This window comes from Streptomyces sp. NBC_01433, from assembly GCF_026340105.1.
Taxonomy (GTDB): Bacteria; Actinomycetota; Actinomycetes; order Streptomycetales; family Streptomycetaceae; genus Streptomyces.
This window is the reverse complement of record NZ_JAPEPM010000003.1, coordinates 530810-551600: the sequence shown is the minus strand read 5'-3', so window position 1 is coordinate 551600 and position 20791 is coordinate 530810. Positions and strand designations below refer to the sequence as shown.

The 20791-nt window shown below is 70.1% G+C and carries 20 protein-coding genes and 1 pseudogene; 5 read left to right on the top strand and 16 right to left on the bottom strand.

The genetic code is table 11. The annotated features are described in order from the left end of the window. Positions 1–117: 117 nt before the first annotated feature. Positions 118–320: pseudogene (locus OG413_RS39265) on the bottom strand (transposase); the annotation flags it as partial. A gap of 196 nt (positions 321–516) precedes the next feature. After that, the gene (locus tag OG413_RS39260) at positions 517–666 is read right to left on the bottom strand and encodes a hypothetical protein (RefSeq protein WP_266814116.1); all 150 of its coding nucleotides are present in this window, start codon (positions 664–666) and stop codon (positions 517–519) included. 53 nt (positions 667–719) lie between these two features. Here OG413_RS39260 and OG413_RS39255 point away from each other — a divergent pair, with 53 nt between their 5' ends. Continuing rightward, on the top strand, positions 720–1037 hold the full coding sequence (locus OG413_RS39255; RefSeq protein WP_266814114.1) for a hypothetical protein: 318 nt from the start codon (positions 720–722) through the stop codon (positions 1035–1037). Positions 1038–1089: 52 nt separating this feature from the next. Here the strand turns inward: OG413_RS39255 and OG413_RS39250 are convergent, their stop codons facing one another. Next, positions 1090–1224 carry a hypothetical protein gene (locus OG413_RS39250; protein WP_266814112.1) on the bottom strand — a complete coding sequence of 45 codons (135 nt, stop codon included), beginning with the start codon at positions 1222–1224 and terminating at the stop codon, positions 1090–1092. Positions 1225–2068: 844 nt separating this feature from the next. Here OG413_RS39250 and OG413_RS39240 point away from each other — a divergent pair. Continuing rightward, complete coding sequence (locus tag OG413_RS39240; RefSeq protein WP_266814110.1) at positions 2069–2686, top strand: TetR/AcrR family transcriptional regulator; 618 nt, start codon at positions 2069–2071, stop codon at positions 2684–2686. Between the two features lie 89 nt (positions 2687–2775). Further along, a complete protein-coding gene (locus OG413_RS39235) occupies positions 2776–3570 on the top strand; it encodes an SDR family oxidoreductase (RefSeq protein ID WP_266814108.1) in 795 nt (264 codons plus the stop codon). Positions 3571–3684: 114 nt separating this feature from the next. Here OG413_RS39235 and OG413_RS39230 read toward each other — a convergent pair whose 3' ends face one another. Beyond that, a complete protein-coding gene (locus OG413_RS39230) occupies positions 3685–4263 on the bottom strand; it encodes a hypothetical protein (protein ID WP_266814106.1) in 579 nt (192 codons plus the stop codon). Positions 4264–4806: 543 nt separating this feature from the next. Beyond that, complete coding sequence (locus OG413_RS39225; RefSeq protein ID WP_266814103.1) at positions 4807–6159, bottom strand: erythromycin esterase family protein; 1353 nt, start codon at positions 6157–6159, stop codon at positions 4807–4809. A 189-nt stretch (positions 6160–6348) separates the two neighbouring features. Here OG413_RS39225 and OG413_RS39220 point away from each other — a divergent pair, with 189 nt between their 5' ends. Further along, positions 6349–6912, top strand: coding sequence for a helicase associated domain-containing protein (locus tag OG413_RS39220; protein WP_266814102.1), 564 nt, complete (start codon positions 6349–6351; stop codon positions 6910–6912). Between the two features lie 127 nt (positions 6913–7039). Beyond that, positions 7040–8089, top strand: coding sequence for an FAD-binding oxidoreductase (locus tag OG413_RS39215; protein ID WP_266814100.1), 1050 nt, complete (start codon positions 7040–7042; stop codon positions 8087–8089). Positions 8090–8797: 708 nt separating this feature from the next. Here OG413_RS39215 and OG413_RS39210 read toward each other — a convergent pair. From OG413_RS39210 to OG413_RS39160, 11 genes are all read right to left on the bottom strand, one after another. Continuing rightward, positions 8798–10234: an amino acid permease gene (locus OG413_RS39210; protein WP_266814098.1), complete on the bottom strand. Its 1437-nt coding sequence runs from the start codon at positions 10232–10234 to the stop codon at positions 8798–8800. 168 nt (positions 10235–10402) lie between these two features. Beyond that, positions 10403–12166, bottom strand: a complete 1764-nt coding sequence (locus OG413_RS39205) for a hypothetical protein (RefSeq protein ID WP_266814096.1) — start codon at positions 12164–12166, stop codon at positions 10403–10405. A gap of 234 nt (positions 12167–12400) precedes the next feature. Continuing rightward, complete coding sequence (gene kynU, locus OG413_RS39200) at positions 12401–13669, bottom strand: kynureninase (protein WP_266814306.1); 1269 nt, start codon at positions 13667–13669, stop codon at positions 12401–12403. A 7-nt stretch (positions 13670–13676) separates the two neighbouring features. Then, complete coding sequence (dmpG, locus tag OG413_RS39195) at positions 13677–14759, bottom strand: 4-hydroxy-2-oxovalerate aldolase (protein WP_266814095.1); 1083 nt, start codon at positions 14757–14759, stop codon at positions 13677–13679. After that, positions 14756–15670 (bottom strand): acetaldehyde dehydrogenase (acetylating), encoded by a 915-nt coding sequence (locus OG413_RS39190; protein WP_266814093.1) that lies wholly within the window; start codon positions 15668–15670, stop codon positions 14756–14758. The genes dmpG and OG413_RS39190 overlap by 4 nt, the downstream gene beginning before the upstream one ends. Then, the gene (locus tag OG413_RS39185) at positions 15667–16689 is read right to left on the bottom strand and encodes an amidohydrolase family protein (RefSeq protein ID WP_266814091.1); all 1023 of its coding nucleotides are present in this window, start codon (positions 16687–16689) and stop codon (positions 15667–15669) included. The genes OG413_RS39190 and OG413_RS39185 overlap by 4 nt, the downstream gene beginning before the upstream one ends. Then, positions 16686–17258 carry a 3-hydroxyanthranilate 3,4-dioxygenase gene (locus OG413_RS39180; RefSeq protein ID WP_266814089.1) on the bottom strand — a complete coding sequence of 191 codons (573 nt, stop codon included), beginning with the start codon at positions 17256–17258 and terminating at the stop codon, positions 16686–16688. Before OG413_RS39180 ends, OG413_RS39185 begins: the two co-directional genes overlap by 4 nt. Then, on the bottom strand, positions 17255–17674 hold the full coding sequence (locus OG413_RS39175; RefSeq protein WP_266814087.1) for a RidA family protein: 420 nt from the start codon (positions 17672–17674) through the stop codon (positions 17255–17257). The genes OG413_RS39180 and OG413_RS39175 overlap by 4 nt, the downstream gene beginning before the upstream one ends. Beyond that, positions 17671–18414: a 2-keto-4-pentenoate hydratase gene (locus tag OG413_RS39170; protein ID WP_266814085.1), complete on the bottom strand. Its 744-nt coding sequence runs from the start codon at positions 18412–18414 to the stop codon at positions 17671–17673. Before OG413_RS39170 ends, OG413_RS39175 begins: the two co-directional genes overlap by 4 nt. Beyond that, positions 18411–19238, bottom strand: coding sequence for a 2-keto-4-pentenoate hydratase (locus tag OG413_RS39165; RefSeq protein ID WP_266814084.1), 828 nt, complete (start codon positions 19236–19238; stop codon positions 18411–18413). The genes OG413_RS39170 and OG413_RS39165 overlap by 4 nt, the downstream gene beginning before the upstream one ends. Next, positions 19223–20584 carry a 2-hydroxymuconic semialdehyde dehydrogenase gene (locus tag OG413_RS39160; RefSeq protein ID WP_266814304.1) on the bottom strand — a complete coding sequence of 454 codons (1362 nt, stop codon included), beginning with the start codon at positions 20582–20584 and terminating at the stop codon, positions 19223–19225. The genes OG413_RS39165 and OG413_RS39160 overlap by 16 nt, the downstream gene beginning before the upstream one ends. Positions 20585–20791 lie beyond the last annotated feature (207 nt).

Below are 20791 nucleotides of genomic sequence, written 5' to 3'. Positions count from 1 at the left end.
GGCGGACCTTCAACAGGGTGGCCATGAAGCCCCGGCCCTGCGGGAGACCGCCTGATCCCAGGATACCGAGCCGCGCCGACCACTGACCCGACCGGCACGACGCTGACCCGAATCCTGAGCCCGCACGATGGTGGAGTCGACCGAGATGTCCCAGTCGATCTGACCCGCCGTGTTGGCCTCGGCCTGAACCTGCTGGAGCAGACGTTCCCAGGTGCCGTCCGCCGACCACAACCGGTGCCGTTCATAGACCGTTTTCCACCGCCGAACCGTTCAGGCAGGTTCCGCCAGTGCACGCCGGTCCGCACCCGGCGCAGAATCCCGTACCGCACCAACTGATCGGCCATGCCACCCCTTTTTCTTCTGGTTCAGTGGTGGGGCGCCAGCCCCCCTCCTGTCAGTGCCCGGGGAGTGGCGGCGGGTCGAAGTGGTCGTCCACGCCGGTGCAGTGGCCCAGGGGCCCTTAACGGAGTGGTCAAGGCCATGCCAGTCGGCGCGTGATCCGTCCCCACAGGCAACTCAGCTGGTTCGCGCGTCATGCGGGTGTGCGGGCAGGAACCGGGGCAGGAAGGTGAATTCGTTGGAGCGGTGCCGGAGCGGGTCTTGGGTGAACTCGTCGGTGAAGGTCTCGGATATCTGCTGTGGGGTCAGCTTGCCGACGATGTCCAAGTCGAAGTAGAAGTTGCCGCGCAGCGCCGTGCCCCAGGGGTGTCGCGCCAGAGGTGGATGAGTCGGTTGCCGAGGATCTTGCCTTCCTCGTCGCGTTAGGGTTTGCGGAAGGGGCCTACACGGCCGCAGTCCGCGGCGGTGGCCCGGCCTTCACCGCGTGCCTGCCGACAGGCGGTGGGGGTGAAGAATTCCTCCGGGTCGCGGAACTGGATGGCGAGCGGCTGAGCGGGCAGGTCCCGTTCGCCGCCGAGTGCGAAGGCTGGGCAGGCCGCCCGGACACGTACAAGGACTTCAACGCGCTACTGCATGAATGGGGCAACGTGACCACAGAGGCCGCCCGCCACGGCTTGGGGCTGGTGGGCCTGCCCTAGCTCCGATGGTCAGGCCGTGGGATCCAAGCCTGGAGGCGTGGCTGTCCCACCATTAGGTGCGCGGGTAGAGCATGGGCCAGCCGTCCTCATACATCTCGACACGGACCACGACCGCGTCCCCGCCGCCGTAGTGCACGGTCCAAGTCGCCTCGGCGCGATGCCACCGGCCGCCGACCCGGATGTGCAACCGCGCCCTCCGCCCCGGTGCGCCGGGTCAGCGTGGGCAGCTGCTCCGGGTCCTTCCCGGGCGGCTGTGCCTACAGGGGTACGGCGTCGCCGGCAGCGGCCGGGCCTCGTCCGGGTGGGAACCCGGCGCGGTGAAGAGCATCGCCTCGGTGTCACCCCCAGAACCACGCGGTGCCAGCCGGAATCCTGGAGATGAAGCCCGTGGCTGCCCTCGATGACCGGCTTAGGGAGCACCGCGCGCCAGAACCGGGCCTGCGCTTCCGGATCACGGCACAAGAGGTGAACCGCCTCAGCTGTATTGCCATACGCCCGACGGTAGTTCCTGGACCGAGCGGCCAGGCACGTTACGCAGAAGGCTCGCCGCAGGCCGGGTCGGGCCGCCCTGGCACCCTCACCGTCGCCCGGACTCGTGGACGAGCACCGTGGTGAGCGCGTGGTGAGTTCTTGGGGGTCACTCACCACACGGTGCTGCGCAGGGGTCTACGGTGCGACTTCGTACTTCACGATTGTGTCTGCGCAGTCGGCGGCCGGGGCGTTGAGGGGCGGTGCGTTCCTTGTCGTCGGCGGTGATTGCCCAGCGGAGCTCGGTGGCGGTCCAGTCGGCGCCGTAGGTGCACTGCGCGGAGGCTGCCGGCGGGAGCCACTGGGCGACGGGTTCGGATCGTGCGAGCGTGCCCTGCTGACATCGCTCGGGCGCGCCGTCGACAGACGAGGGAGCCGGATGTGGCGTCCATGCCGTGTCGCCGTGCGATTCGGCCGTTGCCTGCGGCGGTCTACGGCCCCTTCGGGCGGTCCGGTTCCTGATTAACTTGCAAAACCGACTCGATGGTATTTATTATCTGTGCATGGGTAGGCCAGTGGATCAACTGACACCGAAGGGCGCGGCGACGCGCCGGGACATTCTGCGCGCCGCCGCCCGGGTCTTCGATGCCAAGGGGTACTCGCTGGCCCGGATGGACGATGTGGTGCTGGAGACCGGCCTTACCAAGGGGGCCGTGTACTTTCACTTCAAGAGCAAGGCCGACCTGGCCCGTGCGGTTGTCGACGATCAGAAGCAGGGGATGCTTGCGCATGTGCGCACGCAGCTCAAGGGGCTTGGAGGGCCGGCCGCACAGATGCGCGGACTCATCCCCGTCCTCGTGGACCTCGTCATCGCCGAACCTGCGGGCTGGTCCGTCGTACGGCTCGACCGTGAGCTCAGCACCGAGTCGCCGCAGGACCCCGCCCGGGCGTCCGTTCTCGCGGAGTGGGTCGGCATGGTCGAAGACCTCCTCCTCGCCGGTGCCCGCACGGGCGACCTGCATCTCTCGGCCGACGCCCACGCACTGGCGACCGTGTTCGTGGGCGCGTTCGACGGGCTGAAGGGCGTGCTTGAGGCCACGGGGCGCGCCGATCCGGAAGAGCTTCGCCGTGCGGCGGGCGTTCTCGCCGAAGTCGTCGAGTCCGCCATCAGGGCGCACTGAGCGCGAGGCAGGCCCGATTCAACGAACGTCGATCATCGCGGCCTTTTCATCGCCAAGAAAAAAACCTTCGAGTCGGTATGGAGACAGAAATGAACTATTCGGACACTCTCACTTCCCAGCTTGCCGTCGTCACCGGCGCTTCGTCGGGGATCGGCGCCGAGTTCGCCCGGCAGCTGGCCGCACGCGGTGTGGACCTGGTCCTCGTCGCCCGCTCGACAGAGAAGCTGGAGGATCTCGCCTCGACCCTGCGGTCCAGGCACGGCGTGACCGTCACATCCCTCACCCTCGACCTCGCCCGGCCCGACGCCTCCGAGACCCTCGCGCGCACACTCGACGAGCGGGGCGCCGTCGTGGACATCCTCATCAACAACGCCGGCTTCGCATCACACGGCGACCTCGCCGAGGCCGACCCCGGCCACATGGCGTCCCAGGTGCAGCTCAACGTCGGCACGCTCGTAGGCAACACCACCCGTCTCCTGCCCGGCATGGTCGAACGCGGACGCGGCACCGTCATCAACGTCGCCAGCACGGCCGGATTCCAGGCAGTGCCGCACATGGCCGTGTACTCCGCGACGAAGGCATTCGTCCTGTCCTTCACGCGTTCCCTCTGGGGCGAGACCCGCGGCACCGGCGTGACCGTCCTCGGAATCTGCCCGGGCGCCACCGACACCCCGTTCTTCGACGTGGCCGGCGACAACGCGTCCGTCGGCTCCCGGCGCACACCGCAACAGGTCGTCAACACAGCACTCGGCGCGCTCGGCGGCCGCAAGGCAACCGTCGTCGACGGCACCGGCAACGCCCTGGTGTCCCGCGTCATCAGCCGCCTGGCACCGGAACGCCCCCTGATCCGCACAGCCGAACGGAGCGTACGCCCGAGCGCGTGAACCTCGAAGAGCCCACGGACAAGCCGGTGTTGCATGCGGTTACCGTGGTCGCTCTTCACAGGGTGGGTGGCGACCGCCGGTAGCGGCAGCGAGATTCCGGTCGGAGCGTGCCCGTCACACAGCCGGGCACGCGAAGGCCAAGGGGTCTGAGGCGACACAACCGTTGACGTTGTAGTCCAGTACCAGGCGAACTTGGTAGCGATACCGCTGTCTCTTCGGGATCGACATCATCAACCGGATCTTGATCCGATCTGCGTCGCCCGGTGGAACCACGTGTGAAATGTCCTTCCCGATGCGGGGAGCCGTGGAAGGCTCCTCACGGGCGGGGCAGCGCCTCGGCTCCGGAAGCATGATGGCGTAAGTCCCGCTTGCCTCAAGCGCGGATTCAAGCCTCAGCCTCGGACCACTCCCTGAAGCATGCGCCTGTTCAACAACTACGTGAAACCGCTTGAGCACTACAACTCGGCCCCCGTTGTTACGCACTTTCACGTCCAGCACGACGGCGTAGATGTGTTCTTCGCAGTCCCCATCACGCCAGTCTGCGTACCTCGAACCGGTTCGTTGGTTGGAGACGATGGATACGTCCACCAGCTCCAGCCGTGCCTCGGGCGGGTGGCGTGCTCGCAGTGCGGCCCAGGAACCGATCACCGCCGCGAGGACGCCGCCAACCACTCCGACGATTGCTACAAGCATGCCGTGGCACCGCACTCGTGCCTGGCTGCCGCCAGTGTCCAGCTCGCCAACAGTTCTTCCGGCGACCACTCCTGTCGCACACCCGCCCCTTGTCGTCGGTCTCCCAGACATTCACCCGGACGGTCCAACGAGACATCCCACCACCGGGAAACGGGCCCAGAGCCTACGGGCGGGTTACCTGTTCCCAAGCGTCCGAAGAGCACAGGAACAACGCGACGCCCTCACCGAGCTCGGAATCGAAGGCATAGGGCGCTGGAACAGAACCGCTCGTTGAACCAGCCGGACACGTCACAGTGCACCACGAGGCCCCGGACGTAGCGCCCGGGGCCTCGTACTGCGTGGACGCCATCCCGCCTGGCTACGAACTCACGGACCTGAGACAGCATCATCTGTCACGCGATAAACCTCCAGGACAACGATCCCCACCCCAATCCCTCACGGCCAAGACAGTGGGTCCGCACCAAGAGACTTCCGCTGACCAGCGGCAACACACCACCATCAACTGTCTCTCACCACCACTGTCCCAAAACCGAGAGATCGCATTCACGGCTTCAGCTTGTCGGCCTCCCGGACTTCGTGGAGGTGGATGAGGACGTCGAAGGACTTGGCGATCGCTATATCGCGCGGTTCTGAGGGGAACTGGGTGCCGAGGTTGAGCGTGGGCCGGGCAATGTTCAGCCAGGCACGCGCGCGGGCCGGGGCATGGCGGACGTCGAGGTAGAAGTCCCGGTGGCGGACCTGGTCGAGGGTGTGCTCGTTCCTGCCGGGGCCGGCGGCCCCCACGGTGAACTTCTTCCAGTCGCCGCCGAGGGCGGTGTCCTTCGACAAGAAGGAGCCCTGGTTGAAGGTGAAGCCGATGGGGAGGTAGTTCTTGCCCATTGTGTCGCGCAGGAATGAGCCCTGTGTCTTGGGATACATCGTGGGGTCGCCGGCGTTGTAGCCGACATGGTCATTGTGTGCCGACAGGAGCACCTTGCCGCCGGTTTGCCGCTGCCACCAGGTGACGTTCTGGGCCATCACCTCGTCGCGGAAGCGCTGCGAGGCAGCCACCGAGTCCGGGTCACTGACGTCCATCGTGAGGAATTTGGCGGTCTGTGCGATAGACCGGGCGTTCTGCTCAGCCCACACGAACGCCTCCTCGCCGGAGCTCCTTTGGCTGCTGACCAGTTCCAGGGCCTGCTGTGCCTTGGCGGCGAGCCGCTGTCGTTCCGCGAGCGGCTTGCCCAGGTAGGCGAAGACGTCGTCGATCGGGCGCAGGCCGGTGTAGAGCTCGTTGAGCCGTGGCAGCGCCGCCGGGTGGTTGCGCTGCACGTAACCGGTCACCCGGCCGAAGAACTCGTCGCTCAGTGTGGGAGCGCCGAGGTCGTTGCCCATGAAATGGACGGTGCGGCCGGGGTGACTGCGGTTGTGATCTCGCATCCACTCAAGGAGGCTCACGAACTCCTCTCGTTCCCAAGGGGAGTTGCCCAGCGTCTCCTTGGCTATCTTGCGGGCATCGCCCTTGCCGGTCTGGAGATAGTCGTCGATCTGGAGCCCGGCGGACCAGCTCATCTCCAGGGAGAAAGTGGTGAAACCCTTCTTCTCCACGAGGTGGCGGAAGACCCGCTCCTTCATGGTGAAGAACTCATGGGAGCCGTGAGTGGCCTCGCCGAGGCCGACCACTTTGGCGTCGCCGATCATCGTGGCCAGGGCTCGCAGGTCGGCCGTATCTCCCCCGGGCTCCGTCGAGCGCAGCGGATGGGCCGCCCGCTCCAGCGCGCGGACCGCGTTCTGCTTCTCCTCAGCCATGTCGGCCGGTGCTGCTTGGACCGCCACAGGAACGAGGGCCGCTCCCATGGCCACCATCGCGGTGGCCAGCAGTCCCCGTCGGCTGATGCACTTCCGGCGCCCATCCATGTTGTATTGCCCCTCAACTTGTGCTCTGCAACTTGAGAGAATCGTCGCCTCCATTCCATGGCCACGAAAGGGAGCCTGCTTCCGAAACGTTACGGGGGTTAGCCCCCTCTCGGAGGTGCAGCGGACAGCGTGGACGGACGCCGTCGCCTGGACTGGCCGTCGCCACGACCGGCCCGAACTGTCGAATGGATGAGCGCGAATGAAGTGCTCAGCCATGCAGGACCGATACGTCCTGCAGCTTCGTACCGCTCCCCCGTCCTCGGGCTGCCGATGGACCTCCGCCTCCTTTCTGGTCGTCGGCTGACGACGCGCCTTCCCTGCCGGCCCACTTGGCGGAAGGGCTGGAAACTCGCCGCGCCGCTGGCCGTGATCGATGAAGACTGGGAGTGTTCGTGGCTCGGCGTCCTCTTCTGGGGCGATGAGCTGAGAAAGTGGCTCGCGAAGCAGCGGAAGCCTCACGCCTGGGCGCAGCTGAGCGACGTACAGCAGGAACGGCTCGGCGGGCTCGGTGTGACACCCGCCGAGCCGGCACCGTTCCGGCGAGGGGTTGCGGCGCTCGCCCGCTACCCACGCGAGCGCACGCTCGCGATGCCGAGGATGCGGTGGGGCGGGCGGCTGAACAGGATGCGGCAGAACGGAGCCGGGGTCGTCATCACGGAAAGCACGGTGACGACGCGGAGGCGGCCTCCGCGGCTTTCAGTCGATGAGACCGGATCAGCGACGAACGAAATCCGCACACCTGAGTGTTGCTGAGAGACTGTCCCGGACATGGACCTGCGGGCCATGGGACGCCAGGGGTCACCCTCACGCCGGTGACCGCGCCGCCGCCCGTGGCGATCGTGTGTCGGCGGCGATCGCCGAGGAAAGAGAAGGTGGACGAATGGTCCGGAAGAACATGCTGCGCGTCGCGGTGGTCGGCTCGGGCGTACTGGGAGCGGCGGTGGCGGACGAGCTCGTGCGCCGCGGCCTGTCCGTCGTGGTCTGCACGGCGGAAAAGTCACTGCCGCCGGTGACGGATGTGGCGTTCGGCTGGCTCAACTCGCACGGGTCGGCGGCGGAGCCGCCGTCGGGCGCGCGCGACCGGGACGAGTTCGCCCGGTCGCTCGGCGTGCTGCGCAGCGTCACGGCGACGCCACCGTTGCGCGGCATCATCACCTGGAACGGCGCCGTGAGCTGGGCATCGACCGCAACCGCGACGGCTCGGTTCGCCGAGCAGTCGGGTCCCGACGTCGCGACCGTCGAGGCGGGGGCTCTGCGGCAGATCCTTCCCGGCCTGCGGGTGCCGCCGCCGGTCGTCGCGCACGCGAGCGACGAGGGCATGGTCGAGCCGGACGACCTGCGCCGCGCGTTCCTCGCCCGCGCGCGGGCCGGCGGGGCCACCGTCGTCGCCGCTCGGGTGGATCGCATCCGTGCACGGCGGGCAGGCGGCTACGAGCTGCAGGGCACCGGAGTGGCACTCACCGTCGATCGGATCGTCCTCGCCTGCGGGACGGGCCTGCCCGCCCTCGCGGAGCAGCTCGGCGAACACATCGAAGTGCCCGGTGTCCCGGCCGCGCGCTTCACCTTCTCCGCGCCGGAGCTTCGCCTGGACCGCGTGGTGTCCACGCCGGCTTTCGAGATCCGGCCGTCGGCCCGGCACGGCTTCGTCGGAGCCGAGGACGTCGTCCCGGGCGAGACGGAGACGGCTACGCGGGCGCGGGTGCATGAGTCGCTGAGTGCCGTGAGGGAGGCGTTCGGACTGCCGCAGGAACCGTCCCTGAGGGACGTGACCGTAGGGGTCCGCCCGATACCGGCCGGCAACGGCATGCTCTGCGCACCGCTGGCGAGTGCTCCGGGAGTCGTCGCACTGGCCGCGCACCCCGGGGTGACGCTCGCGGCCTCGTTGGCGCTGCGGGCGGCGGAACAACTCGAAAATCCCGATCCTCGATGAAAATGGCTCGCGCAGCAGCGGAAGCCGCATACCTGGGCGCAGCTGAGCGACGTACAGCAGGAACGGCTCGGCGGACTGGGAGTGACACCCGAGGAGCCGTTCCCGAAGAAGCATGAAGAGCCGGCCGCCGTGGACGGCCAGGAGCATGTGGTGAAGCTCGGCGTGTTCATCAGTAACACCGAAAGCCGACGCGAACAGTCGCTGAATCGACGGAACGGCACCGCGCAGAGAGACCCCGGGCACCCTCGCCCGGGGTCTCGTGCTGTCGGCGTGGTGGGCCGATCGGTGACATGACGCGTAGTCAGAAGTACTCACGTCCACCCTCGTGGAGGTGCCCGGGCACAGGTGGACGGTCGAGGACGCCTTCCCACCAGGTCGGACGCTGTACGTTCCGGCACCGCTGGGTCACCCTCGCGATGCCCGCCACGCCTCCCTCTCCGCGACCACCGCTGACGAACGCGCTCAGCAGCAGGCCCCGGACGGCCTGATCCCGCTGACCTGCGACGAAATCCAGCACCTGTTCACCACACTCGTCACTCGGACCGCCCACACAGTCATGCACAGACTCCGCTGGTCCACGTGGCGACGACGTCAGCAATCCCGGTCCCGGGCTTGCCACTGCCACCGCCGGGCCTGTCACCGGCCGGTCGGCCGCCTCGCGCGCCCCCCTCGGCGAAGCGCGAGGTCGGACCTCCGCCCGGTGGCTCCTCAGGGCCGTCGTGCCCGGCGGAAGGCGGTCAGCGCGTAGCAGGCGAGCAGGACGACGGTGAAGGCGAGGCCGATGCCCGCCGCCTGCCGCATGTCCGGGACCTCGACGGCGGTGGCGGCGACGGCCAGCACCCCGAGCCCGGCCACGAACGCGAGCTTGCTGCCTCCCGGGATGCTGAAGCCCGTGAATTCCGCAGGGTGCGCGTCGCGGTGGCGGCGGAAGGCGACGTACGAGGCGAGGATCAGCAGCCAGACGAGCAACACCGCGAAGAGGGCGATCGACATCAGGATGCTGAAGATGCCGCCGACATCGTAGAAGGCGAGCAGCGCTGCGGCCGCGATACCGAGAGTGGAGGCGGCCAGGGCGGTGGCCGGGACGCCGCGGGAGGTGAGGCGGGCCAGCGGGGCCGGGGCCAGGCCGTCGTCGCCGAGGGAGTGCAGGAGGCGGGAGGCGCCGTACAGGTGGGCATTGGCGGCGGAGACGGCCGCGATGAGCACGACGAGGTTGGTGAGGGTTGCCGCGGCGGGCACGCCGACGTCGGAGAAGACCCGCACGAACGGGCTCTCCTCGACGCTGCCGTCACCTGCGGCCAGCCGCCGCCACGGGATCAGCGCCACGACCAGGGTGATCGCCAGGACGTAGAAGAGGCTGAGCCGCCAGGCGAGCTGCCGCATCGCGGTGCGGATGCTGCGCTGCGGGTCGGTGGCCTCGGCCGAAGCGATGGCGACGACCTCGAATCCGGCGTACGCGAACATCACGACGGACATGGCGATCCAGACGGACTTCGCACCGTGCGGCACGAATCCGCCGTCGTCACTGAGATGCGCGAAGCCGGTGGCCTCGGTGTCCGGGAGGCCGAAGAAGACGAGGAGCGCCGCGCACAGGATGAACGCGCACAGCGCGGTCACCTTGATCGTGGAGAGCCAGAACTCCGTGGTGCCGAAGGACTTCACGTTGATGATGTTCACCGCGAGCACCACCACCGCGATCGCGAGGATGGCCGCCGACATCGGCACGCCGGGCCACCACCAGCGGATGTAGAGGGCGGAGGCGACGACCTCCGTACCGATGACCACGACGGCGCTGAACCAGTACATCCAGCGGGTGACGAAACCGGCCCACGGGCCGAGGTACTTGTGCGCGATGGCGCCGAACGAGCCCTGCACCGGATGCGCGGCGGACATCTCGCCGAGCAGGACGGCGATGATCGCGACCAGTACGGCTCCGATCGCGTACGAGATGATCACTGCGGGGCCCGCAGCGGATATCGCCGACCCGGAGCCGAGGAACAGGCCGGTGCCGAGCGCGGAGCCCAGACCGATCATGGTGGTCTGACGGTGGGTGAGTGAGCGGACGAGACCTGGGCCCTTCGCCGGTTCACCGGTCGTGGCGGGAGGGGAGACGGGAGCCTGGGCGGGTCTTTCCGGAGCGGCCATGGCAGGTGTCCTTCTTGTACGTGTGGGTGTGGGAGTGGCGGAGGAGGGGGCGACGGAGGGGCGGCGGCTCGTTCCGCCGCCCCCCTGGGCCGGCTCGGAGCTCTCGGCTCGGAAGTCTCCGGCTCGGAAGTCTCCGGCTCGGAGGTCTCGGGCTCAGAGGTCTCCGGCTCAGAACTCGCTGTTGCGGAAGGGCTTTTCGGGCCGGTTGAGGTCGGGCCTGCCCAGTACCTTCGGTGAGGACAGCGCGTAGATGCCGTGGTTGGTCAGCACCCAGGCGATGTTGCGGTCCCACTCCACGTACACGCCGTGGGTCTGGTTGCCGTACGCGTAGTCGGGGGTCTCGGTGCCGTACGCCTTCGGGACGAAGTAGGCGTCGATCTTCGGCACGGCGGGGTCGGAGACGTCGAAGAACTGCACACCCGCGTTGTAGAAGCCGTAGCCGAGCACGCCCGGGGTGTGCCGGCCCGGGTTGGTGTAGGAGCCGGTGCGCTTGGGGCCGAAGCTGCCGCGGCGCTGGCAGAAGTCCGTGATTCCGGCGGACGGAGGCGGGGTGGGGCGGGGCAGGGCGCCGACGACGCGGGGGTTCTTCGGGTCCTTGGCGTCGATCTGGTAGACGTCCTTGTACGGCTCGTAACAGTCCTCGGTGAGCGGGTAGCCGGAGTAGTAGATGATCCCTGTCCGCTCGTACTGCGAGACGTCGATGTTGTCGCCTTCGGTGCCCGAGACGGACGGCGGCAGGTCCAGGTGGCTGACCGTCCTCAGGTCGGCCGGGTTCGAGATGTCGAGGACCGTCAGGCCGTAGCCGCCCATGGCGGCGAAGGCGTAACGCCCGCCCTTCTCCACGGGCTTGGGGATGAACAGCGGCATGCGCGCGCCCATCCAGCTGGTGCGGTTGCCGCAGCGCGGGTTCTTGCTGTACGCCGCGTCCTCACCGGTGCGCTGGCCCGGCAGGTGCCAGGTGTCGAGGAGTTTCGGGTGGGCCGGGTCGGCCATGTCCCACGACTGGTAGCCGGCCGAGTGGAGGTTGGTGGGGTACTCGGTGCGGGAGTAGGTGTCGTCGGGCGCCGTCGCGATGAACATGTACCGTTCGCCGGTCCAGTACGGCGTGTCGAGGGAACCGGAGCCCTGCTGCGCCGTGTTCGGGTCGCTCTTGAGGCGGTCCTTCTGGGTGGCGTCGGTGGAGACGGTCGAAAGGAGCTTCCAGTCCCTCTTGCGGGGGCCGTCCAGGCGGAAGACCTTGAAGCCCTTGAGCCCGGGCTTCTCGCGCAGCTTCCTGACCCCCTCCGGGTTGCTGTACTTGTCGTTCGCCGGGTCATCGGTGAGCTCCGAGATCTGCCGCTTGTCCTCGAAGCTCTGGACCATGACGTACGCGTCGAGCTTCTTGTTCCACTGGATGGTGGAGGCACCCCAGTAGTCGTTGGCCGCCCAGGTGCCGTTGGCCTTCCTCTCGTCGCCGTCCACGTCCTGGCGGCTCATCCTCTCGACGACCTTCACCTTCTTCACGTCGGTGATGTCGTAGACGCGGCCCTCGGAGCGGTCGTACTGGAACATGTAGCGGCGAGGGCCGAAGTCGACGATGTTCTGCCAGGTGTGGAAGGGGTCGGGAGTGAAGTCCGCTCCCCCGTACGCGGCTTCGACCTTCATGTTCTTGATGTACGAGCGGGTGTCGTACTCCTTGTTGCGGCCCGGGAAGGAGTGCTCGTGCTCCTCGTCGACCGGCGTGAGCGCGGGGTGGCGGAACGTGCCGTCCAGCTGCATGCCGTACGCGCCGGGGTCGGCCGGTCCGGGGCGACGGTCGGCGCAGACCTCGGGGATGTCCGGGTCGGTGGCGGCGGTGGCGGTGGCGCCGGAGCTGCCCGGCACGAGGAGGGTCGCGGCGGTGGCGGCGGCGACTGCCGTGGCCAGGCCCGCTCTTGTGCGGAGGGATCGCATGGAAGTCCTAGGGGTCTCGGCGGAGAGAGTGGACGTGCGAAGGGGTCCGGTCCGGCCCGGGAGTCTTTCCGGAGCACCGGTCCGGGAGTGGTGCGGGGCCGGCCCGCGGGCCGGGCGCGGGGGTGGTGCGGTACCGGTCCGCCGGGAGACGGACCGGTACGGTCCCGGGCGCGCGGAGGTCGGGCGGATGCCGTGACCTCGGGGATCGCGCGAGCCGGGCGTTCGCGCGACCGGTCAGGTGACCGTCGGGCGCTGCTGGTAGGCGGTGGCCCGGTGGGCGCCCGTGGACGTGATGTCCCGCAACTCCCGCACGGCGTGCAGCACGTCCGCGTACGTGAGGTACAGGGCGTTGAAGCCGAAGCGCAGCAGGTCCGGGGCGCGCATGTCGCCGATGACGCCACGTGCGGTGAGCGCGGCGACCAGCGGGTACGCCTCCGGGTGGCGCAGCGCGACCTGGCTGCCGCGGCGCGCGGCCTCGCGCGGGGTGGCCATGGTGAAGCCCAGACCGTCGAGGAGGGAGTCGGCGCACTCCTGGAAGAAGCCCGTCAGTGCGAGGCTCTTGGCCCGTACGGACTCCATGTCCACACCGTCGTACGCCGTCAGCGCGGCTTCCAGGGCGACCAGCGAGAGGAGGGGCGGAGTACCGACGCGGGCCCGGGTGATGCCCGGGGCGGGAGCGTACGTACCGGACATGGCGAACGGCTCCGCGTGCCCGTGCCAGCCGGTCACGGGGTGGTCGAAGCCCTGCTGGTGGCGGCGCGCGACGTAGGCGAACGCCGGGGCACCCGGACCGCCCGAGAGGTACTTGTAGCCGCAGCCGACGGCGAAGTCGGCCTTGATGGCGTCGAGCCCGATGGGCATCGCGCCTGCGGCGTGGCACAGGTCCCAGTGCGTCAGGGCCCCCGCGGTGTGCGCGGCGGCGGTGAGCGCGGCCGTGTCGTACAGCTCGCCGGTGCGGTAGTCCACCGGGGCGTAGGCGGCGACCGCGACGTCCGCCCCTTCGGCGGCCAGCACAGCGGCGGCGTCGCGCGCTGGCACCCTGCGGACCTCCAGGCCCAGCAGTCGTCCCACCGAGTCGGCGATGTACTGGTCGGTGGGGAAGTGGTCGGGGTCGGTCAGCAGCAGTCGGCGGCCGGGGCGCAGCCGGGCGGCGGCGAGCAGCGTGTTGAACAGCTGGACGCTGGTGGAGTCGCCTGCCACCACTTGGCCCGGCGCCGCGCCGATCAGGCGGCCGATGGCGTCGCCCGTCCGTATCGGCGCCTCCCACCAGCCGTTGTTGTTCCAGGAGCGGATCAGGTCGGTGCCCCACTGGCGGTGCACCGCGTCCTCGACCGCCGGGGGAACGGCCGCGGGAAGGGCGCCGAGGGAGTTGCCGTCGAGATAGACGACCCCCTCGGGGAGGAGGAAGCGGTCCCGGACGTGCGCGAGCGGGTCGGCGGCGTCCAGCGCGGCGGCGCGGTCGATGAGCGTTGCGGTCAGCTTCTCGGTCGTCGATTCGGTCAGCACGAGGTCACTCCGTCGTTGCGTGTGGGGCGGTGGGCAGGGAATCGGCGGACGCGGAGGCCGCCGGCACGGGGGCGTCGCCACCGCGGTCGTTCACGAGGTCGAGCGCGATGTCCGCGAGCAGGTCCTCCTGTCCGCCGACGAGTCGCCGCCGCCCCGCCTCGACCAGCAGGTCCCGCGTGTCCAGACCGTGGCGCAGGGCGGTGGCCTCCGCGTGCCGCAGGAAGCTGGAGTACACCCCGGCGTAGCCCAGGGTCAGCGTCTCCCGGTCCACCCGGACGGGCCGGTCCTGCGTGGGCCGTACGAGCTCCTCCGCCGCGTCCATCAGCGGGAACAGCGCGCAGCCGTGCTCCCAGCCCATCAGGTCGAACACCGCCACCGTCGGCTCCAGCGGCGCGTTGCCCGCTCCGGCGCCCTGGCCCGCGAGCGAGGCGTCCACGCGGTAGGCGCCCGCCTCCACCGCAGTGACGCTGTTGGCCACGCCCAGGCCGAGGTTGTGGTGGGCGTGGATGCCGATCTCGGTGGCGGGGTCGAGGACGTCGCGGTAGGCGCGGACCCGCTCCCGTACGCCGTCCATGGTCAGCCGGCCACCGGAGTCCGTGACGTAGACGCAGTGCGCGCCGTACGACTCCATGAGTCGGGCCTGGGCGGCCAGTTCGGCGGGCGGGGCCATGTGGGACATCATGAGGAAGCCCGCCACGTCCATCCCCAGTTCCCGGGCCAGGCCGATGTGCTGGGCGGCGATGTCCGCCTCCGTGCAGTGGGTGGCGACGCGCACGGACGTGACACCGAGCGCGTGCGCACGGCGCAGGTCCTGCGCCGTGCCGACCCCGGGCAGCAGCAGGGTGGTCAGCCTGGCCCTGTCGAGGACCTCGGCCGCCGCCTCCAGCCACTCCCAGTCGGTGAACGCGCCGGGGCCGTAGGTCACGGAGGAGCCGGAGAGGCCGTCGCCGTGGGCGACCTCGACGGCGTCGACGCCCGCGGCATCGAGGGCGGCGGCGATGGCCCGCACCTGGTCGAGGGTGTAGCGGTGGGAGACGGCGTGCATGCCGTCGCGAAGGGTGACGTCCTGGACGTAGACCGAGGTCATCGGGCCGGACTCCGTTCGGCCAGGCGCTCGGCGGTGCGCAGCGCGGCGGAGGTCATGATGTCGAGGTTTCCGGCGTAGGCCGGGAGGTAGTGGGCGGCGCCCTCCACCTCCAGATACACGGAGACGAGCAGTCGGCCGCCCCCGGCGAGCCGCGTCAGCGGGTCGTCGTCGGCCAGCAAGCGGAACTGCGGTTCCTGCTTGAGTCGGTAGCCGGGCACGTATGCGGCGACGGACTCGGCCATCGCGCGCACGGAGTCGGCCACCCGTTGCGTGTCGCAGTCGTCGACGACGCAGTGCACGGTGTCGCGCATCAGCAGCGCCGGCTCCGCCGGGTTGAGGACGATGATCGCCTTGCCCCGGGCGGCGCCGCCCACCCGCTCAAGGGCGCGGGCGGTGGTGTCGGTGAACTCGTCGATGTTCGCCCGGGTGCCCGGGCCCGCGGACCGCGAGGCGATCGAGGCGACGATCTCCGCGTAGTGCACCGGTGCCACCGCCGAGACGGCGGCGACGATCGGGACGGTGGCCTGGCCGCCGCAGGTGACCATGTTGAGGTTCGGGGCGTCGAGGTGCTCGTCGAGGTTGACGGGAGGGACGACGTAGGGGCCGATGGCCGCCGGGGTCAGGTCGATGATCCGCTTGCCGTACGGCGCGAGCGCGGCAGCGTTGCGGTGGTGGGCGCTCGCGGAGGTGGCGTCGAAGACGATGCCGATGTCGTCGAAGTCGTCGAGGGCGAGCAGCCCCGCCACTCCCTCCGCGCTGGTCCGCACCCCGAGCCGACGGGCCCGTGCGAGCCCCTCGGACTCCGGGTCGATGCCGATCATCGCGGCGGCGGTGACGTTCCCGGAACCGCGGACGATCTTGATGAGGAGATCGGTGCCGATGTTGCCCGATCCGATCACGGCTGCCCTCATCGGACGGCCTCCTTCAGCAGCGGGGTCAGACCGAAGAACCGGACGGCGTTGCCGCCGAGGACGGCCTCTCGTTCCTCCGGGGTGAGGGCGCTCTCCCGTACCAGCCTGCCGATGTCCTCCTCGCCGAGCGGGAAGGGATGGTCGGAGCCGAGCAGCACCCGTTCCGCGCCCATCACGTCCACCAGCAGGCGCAGCGCACCGGGGTCGAAGACCGCGGAGTCGACCGAGAAGCGGTCGGTGTAGTGCGAGGGCGGGTGCGGGGTGTCGGCGCGGACGAGGTCGCGGCGGTGCCAGGCGTTGTCGGCCCGGCCCAGGAGGTAGGGGAAGCTGCCGCCGCCGTGGGCGAACATCAGCCGCAGTGATGCCGGCAGGCGTTCGAAGGCGCCGGAGAGGATCAGCGACAGGATGGTCAGGTGGGTCTCGGCGGCCATGCCCGCCAGCCAGGCCAGCATGTACCGGGAGAAGCGGGGGCCCGCCGGCAGGTCCCAGGGGTGGACCAGGACGGCGGCGTTCTGCTCGGCGCAGTGCGTGAGGAACTCCAGGAGTGCCCCGTGGTCCAGGTCGCGGTCGCCGAGGTGGTTGCCGATGTGAACGCCGTGGAATCCCTGGCGCATCGCCTCGCTGAGCGTGGCGCAGGCCGCCTCGGTGTCCTGCAACGGCACCTGGCACAGCGGGGCCAGTCGGTGAGGGGCGTACGAGCCGTATTCGAGGAGGCGGGAGTTGACCGTACGGCACCAGTCGGCGGCGCGCCCGGACTCCAGGCCGTAGCCGAAGAGCAGCGGTGTGCTGGACAGCACCTGGATGTCCACGCCGAGCCGGTCCAGGTCGGCGACGCGCTCCGCGGGGTCCCACAGGGTGCGGCGCACCGGCCGGTACTCGGCGGCGCCGGCCATCATCATCCCGGCGTCCGGGCCGTCGGTGGTCCGCAGCCAGGGGCCGTCGTCGGAGCCGGTGAGCCGCCGGGACTCGGCGCGGCCGATCTCGGGGAAGACGTGCGCGTGGATGTCGACGACGGTCATGCGCCGTCCGCCTCGTCGCGGCGGGTGCGCGGACGCAGTTCCTGCGGCCAGTCCTTGCCCGGGTGCACCGTCCCGCAGTTCCCGCAGGTACGGGCGGCCTCGTCGCCGTAGAACGCGGCGAACACCGGTGGCAGGTCGTCGACGATCGAGCTGAGCTGTACCTCGCTGCGGTGGACCAGGTGATGGCAGCGCGTGCAGTACCACTCGAAGGCGTCCCGCTGTCCCTGCGGCCGGGCGAACTCGACGACCAGGCCGACGCTGTCCTTCTCCGGTCGCTGAGGAGAGTGCCGTACGTGCGGCGGGAGGAGGAAGACGTCGCCCTCGCGGATGTGGATGTCGCGCGGCGGCCGTCCCTCCTCGTCCATGACTCGCAGCACCATGTCGCCCTTGAGCTGGTAGAAGAACTCCTCGATCGGGTCGTCGTGGAAGTCGGTGCGGCGGTTGGGGCCGCCCACGATCGTCACCATCAGATCGGCGTCCTGCCAGATCTGGACGTTGCCGACCGGCGGCTTGAGCAGATGGCGGTGTTCCTCGATCCAGGCCTGGAGGTTGAACGGCTGCATGGTCATCGGCGCGGTTCCTTGTTCGGGGGGATGTGGGCGACGGCGCTGATCTCGATCAGCAGATGCGGGTGGGGAAGCTGGTGGACGGCGACGGTGGTGCGGGCCGGTCCGCTCTCGTCGAAGTACTCGGCGTAGACCTCGTTGTAGCCGCCGAAGTCGTTCATGCTCACCAGGTACGTGGTCACGGAGACCAGGTCGTCCAGGCCCCCGCCGACGGCGGCCAGCAACTGCCCGACGGTGTCGAGCACGGCACGGGTCTGGGCACGGATGTCGAGGTCCGTCACCCCCATCGCGTCGGCGCTCGCGCCGACGAAGGTGCCGTCGGGACGACGCGAGCTCGTACCGGACACGAAGACCAGGTCGCCCGCGCGCCGGAGATGGGGGAAACGGCCGCGGGGCGGGGCGGCTCCGGGCACGATCACGCCTCGTCCTCCGTGGTGAACCGGACGGTGCCGAGGCCCGCGACGGTGGCCCGTACGTGTGTCCCGGGCGGCAGCGGTACGGCGGCCGTCGCCGCGCCGGCGAGGATGACCGTGCCGGGTTCCAGTGAACCTGCGAGCCGGGCCGCGGCGGCGAGGGCGCGCACCGGGTGTCCGAGGATCGCCGCGGTGGAGCCTGTCTCGGCCAAACACCCGTCGAGCTCCAGGAGGACGCCGAGGTTGCCGAGGTCGCCCGGGGCGTGCCACGGGCCGACGGCGTAGCCCGCCGCGGACGTGTTGTCGGCGATCACCTCGGGCAGGGAGAACCGGAAGCCGTCGTAGCGGGAGTCGATGACCTCCAGCGCCGGGGCGACGGCCGCGACCGCCGCCATGGGGTCGGTGCCGGGGCGCAGCGTGGCGCCGAGGAGGAAGGCCACCTCGGGCTCCACCCGGGGGTGGATCAGCCCGGAGACGTCCAGACGTCCCCCGTCGGCGATCTCCATCCGGTCCGTCAGTCGGCCGTGGATCAGGTCGGCCACACCCATCTGCCGCATCTTGGCCAGGCTCGTGAAGCCCAGCTTGAAGCCGGTGAGCCTCTCACCGCGGGCCAGTCGCCGCCCGACCAGGGCCTCCTGGACGGCGTACGCCTCCTCGGTGTCCTTCAGGCCGCTCCCGCCGCCCGGCAGCGGACGGCGGTCCCGTGCCGCGGTGTCCAAGGTCTCGGCCAGTGCCGTGACGTTCATCGGGTGCTCCCCTCCTGTGCGGTGCGCCCGAAGGCGGCACGTACCGAACCGAGTCCGTCGATGCGCGCTTCGAGCACGTCACCGGGCTCGACGGTCGTCATGGGACCCAGCGCGCCGGTCAGCACGGTGTCCCCGGCCCGCAGTGGGCGGCCGAGCCGCACGAGCGTGTCCGCCAGCCAGACGGCGGCGTGCAGCGGATTGCCCAGACAGGCCGCGCCCGCGCCGGTGGAGACGGGCTCACCGCGGCGCTCCAGCACCATGCCGGCGGTCCGCAGGTCGAGTTCCCGCAGCGGTACGGGGCGGGTGCCCAGGACGTACGCGCCGCTGGAGGCGTTGTCGGCGATGGTGTCGACGGCCGAGATGTCCCAGTCGCGGATCCGGCTGCCCACCACCTCGATGGCGGGCAGCGCGAACGCGGTCGCCCGGATCACATCGGCCACGGTGTGCCGCTCGTGGATGAGGTCCTGTTCCAGGACCAGGGCGACCTCGGCCTCGGCCCGCGGCTGGAGCACCGTTCCCCAGGGGATCTCGGCACCGTCCGGCACCGCGGTGTCGTCCATCAGCGGACCGAAGTCCGGTGTGTCGACGCCGAGCTGGGCCTGCACCGCCACCGAGGTCAGACCGATCTTCCAGCCGGCGACGCGGCGCCCCTCGGCGAGGCGGCGGTCGCTGAGGACGGCCTGGACGGCGTAGGCGGCCGTGAGGTCCCCGTCGGGGAGGAGGTCGCGGACGGGGGCGCACGGGACACCTGTCCGGCGCGCCGTGTCGAGTCGTTCGGCGGCCCTCGCCACCGCTTCGTCCACCGCGGTCACAGCTTCACGCACACATTCATCGGCTCGGAGAAGAAGTCGAGGGAGTGGTCGCCGCCCTCGCGGCCTATCCCGGATGCCTTCGCCCCTCCGAAGGGAGTACGGAGGTCGCGCAGGTTCCAGGTGTTGACCCAGGCGATCCCTACGTCGAGGGCGGGAGCGACGCGGTGCGCCCGGCTCACGTCACCCGTCCACACCGTCGCGGCCAGCCCGTACGGACCGGTGTTGGCGAGCGCCAGCGCCTCCTCCTCGGTGTCGAACGGCGCCAGATGAACGACGGGCCCGAAGATCTCCTCCCGTACCGCCGGATGGTCTTCCGGCAGCCCCGCCAGCACGGTCGGCTCCACCCAGAAGCCGCCGTCCCGGTCGTCGGAGAAGCACGGCACCCCGCCGCCCGCGAGCACGTCGCCGTCGGCCGCCGCCTTGCCGAGGTACCCCAGCACCTTGTCGCGGTGTGCCTCAGAGATCATCGGGCCGTACCCGCTCAGCGCCCGCGCACCGTTGGCCAGAGCCTCGGCGAACGCGTCGAAGACCGGCCGCTCCACGTACACCCGCTCGGTGCACAGGCACACCTGCCCGCTGTGGGTGAAGGACGAGCGGAGGGTGCCCGCCACGGCCTCCTCCAGATCCGCGTCGGCGAAGACGAGACCGGCGTTCTTGCCGCCCAGCTCGAACGAGACGGGGGCCAGGCGCGCCGCGGCGGCCCGCATGATCGTCACGCCGGTGCGCGATTCCCCGGTGAAGGCGATCGCGTCCACCCCCGGGTGCTCGGTGAGCCACTGCCCGGCGGCGTCCGCACCGTGGCCGTGGACGAGGTTGAAGACTCCCGCCGGTACGTCCGCCTCGGCCATCACCTCCGCGAGCAGACAGGCCGTGCCCGGAGTGAGCTCGGAGGGCTTGGCGACCACCGTGTTGCCCGTGGCGAGGGCGGGGGCGACCTTCCAGGTGAGCAGGAGCAGCGGCAGGTTCCACGGCGAGATCACCGCGACCACGCCGAGCGGCTTGTGCACCGTGTAGTTCAGCGCGCCACGGCCGTCCGGGGTGGCCGTGTGCCAGGACCGCTCGCCGCGCCCGGCCAAGAGGTCGGCGTACGAGCGGAAGTTGGCGATCGCGCGTGGGATGTCGACCGTCGAGGCGAGCTCGCGGGGCTTTCCGGTGTCGGCGCACTCGGCGGCGACGAACTCCTCGAAGCGCCGCTCGATGCCGTCGGCGATCCGGTGCAGCATCCGCGCACGGTCCGCCGGGCTCCAGGAGGCCCACGGCCCGCGCAGGGCCGCCCGCGCCGCGTCCACCGCGCGGTCGACCAACTCCCGCGAGGCGGAGGGCGCTTCGCCGACGGTGTGCCCGCGGGCCGGATCGATGAGCGGGAACGGGACGCCCGACGCGTCGAACCCGCCCCCTACGTAATGCCGCACAGGTGAGCGCACCTTGCAGACCTCCGTTGCCAGGCCGGGGATTCGGATCTGGACCCGGCGTGTGCGGGTAGCATGCGCCCACCGAGCTATGCCGAACAAATGCCAAAAGGCGTGATCCTCATACCGAATCGGGTATGTCGAAGTTCGGCCCGC

Bases quoted from the DNA above. Each gene is read 5' to 3' on its own strand.
- OG413_RS39240 (WP_266814110.1), top strand. From the start codon at position 2,069: ATGGGTAGGCCAGTGGATCAACTGACACCGAAGGGCGCGGCGACGCGC.
- OG413_RS39235 (WP_266814108.1), top strand. From the start codon at position 2,776: ATGAACTATTCGGACACTCTCACTTCCCAGCTTGCCGTCGTCACCGGC.
- OG413_RS39230 (WP_266814106.1), bottom strand. From the start codon at position 4,263: ATGCTTGTAGCAATCGTCGGAGTGGTTGGCGGCGTCCTCGCGGCGGTG.
- OG413_RS39225 (WP_266814103.1), bottom strand. From the start codon at position 6,159: ATGGATGGGCGCCGGAAGTGCATCAGCCGACGGGGACTGCTGGCCACC.
- OG413_RS39220 (WP_266814102.1), top strand. From the start codon at position 6,349: ATGAGCGCGAATGAAGTGCTCAGCCATGCAGGACCGATACGTCCTGCA.
- OG413_RS39215 (WP_266814100.1), top strand. From the start codon at position 7,040: ATGGTCCGGAAGAACATGCTGCGCGTCGCGGTGGTCGGCTCGGGCGTA.
- OG413_RS39210 (WP_266814098.1), bottom strand. From the start codon at position 10,234: ATGGCCGCTCCGGAAAGACCCGCCCAGGCTCCCGTCTCCCCTCCCGCC.
- OG413_RS39205 (WP_266814096.1), bottom strand. From the start codon at position 12,166: ATGCGATCCCTCCGCACAAGAGCGGGCCTGGCCACGGCAGTCGCCGCC.
- dmpG (WP_266814095.1), bottom strand. From the start codon at position 14,759: ATGACCTCGGTCTACGTCCAGGACGTCACCCTTCGCGACGGCATGCAC.
- OG413_RS39190 (WP_266814093.1), bottom strand. From the start codon at position 15,670: ATGAGGGCAGCCGTGATCGGATCGGGCAACATCGGCACCGATCTCCTC.
- OG413_RS39185 (WP_266814091.1), bottom strand. From the start codon at position 16,689: ATGACCGTCGTCGACATCCACGCGCACGTCTTCCCCGAGATCGGCCGC.
- OG413_RS39180 (WP_266814089.1), bottom strand. From the start codon at position 17,258: ATGACCATGCAGCCGTTCAACCTCCAGGCCTGGATCGAGGAACACCGC.
- OG413_RS39170 (WP_266814085.1), bottom strand. From the start codon at position 18,414: ATGAACGTCACGGCACTGGCCGAGACCTTGGACACCGCGGCACGGGAC.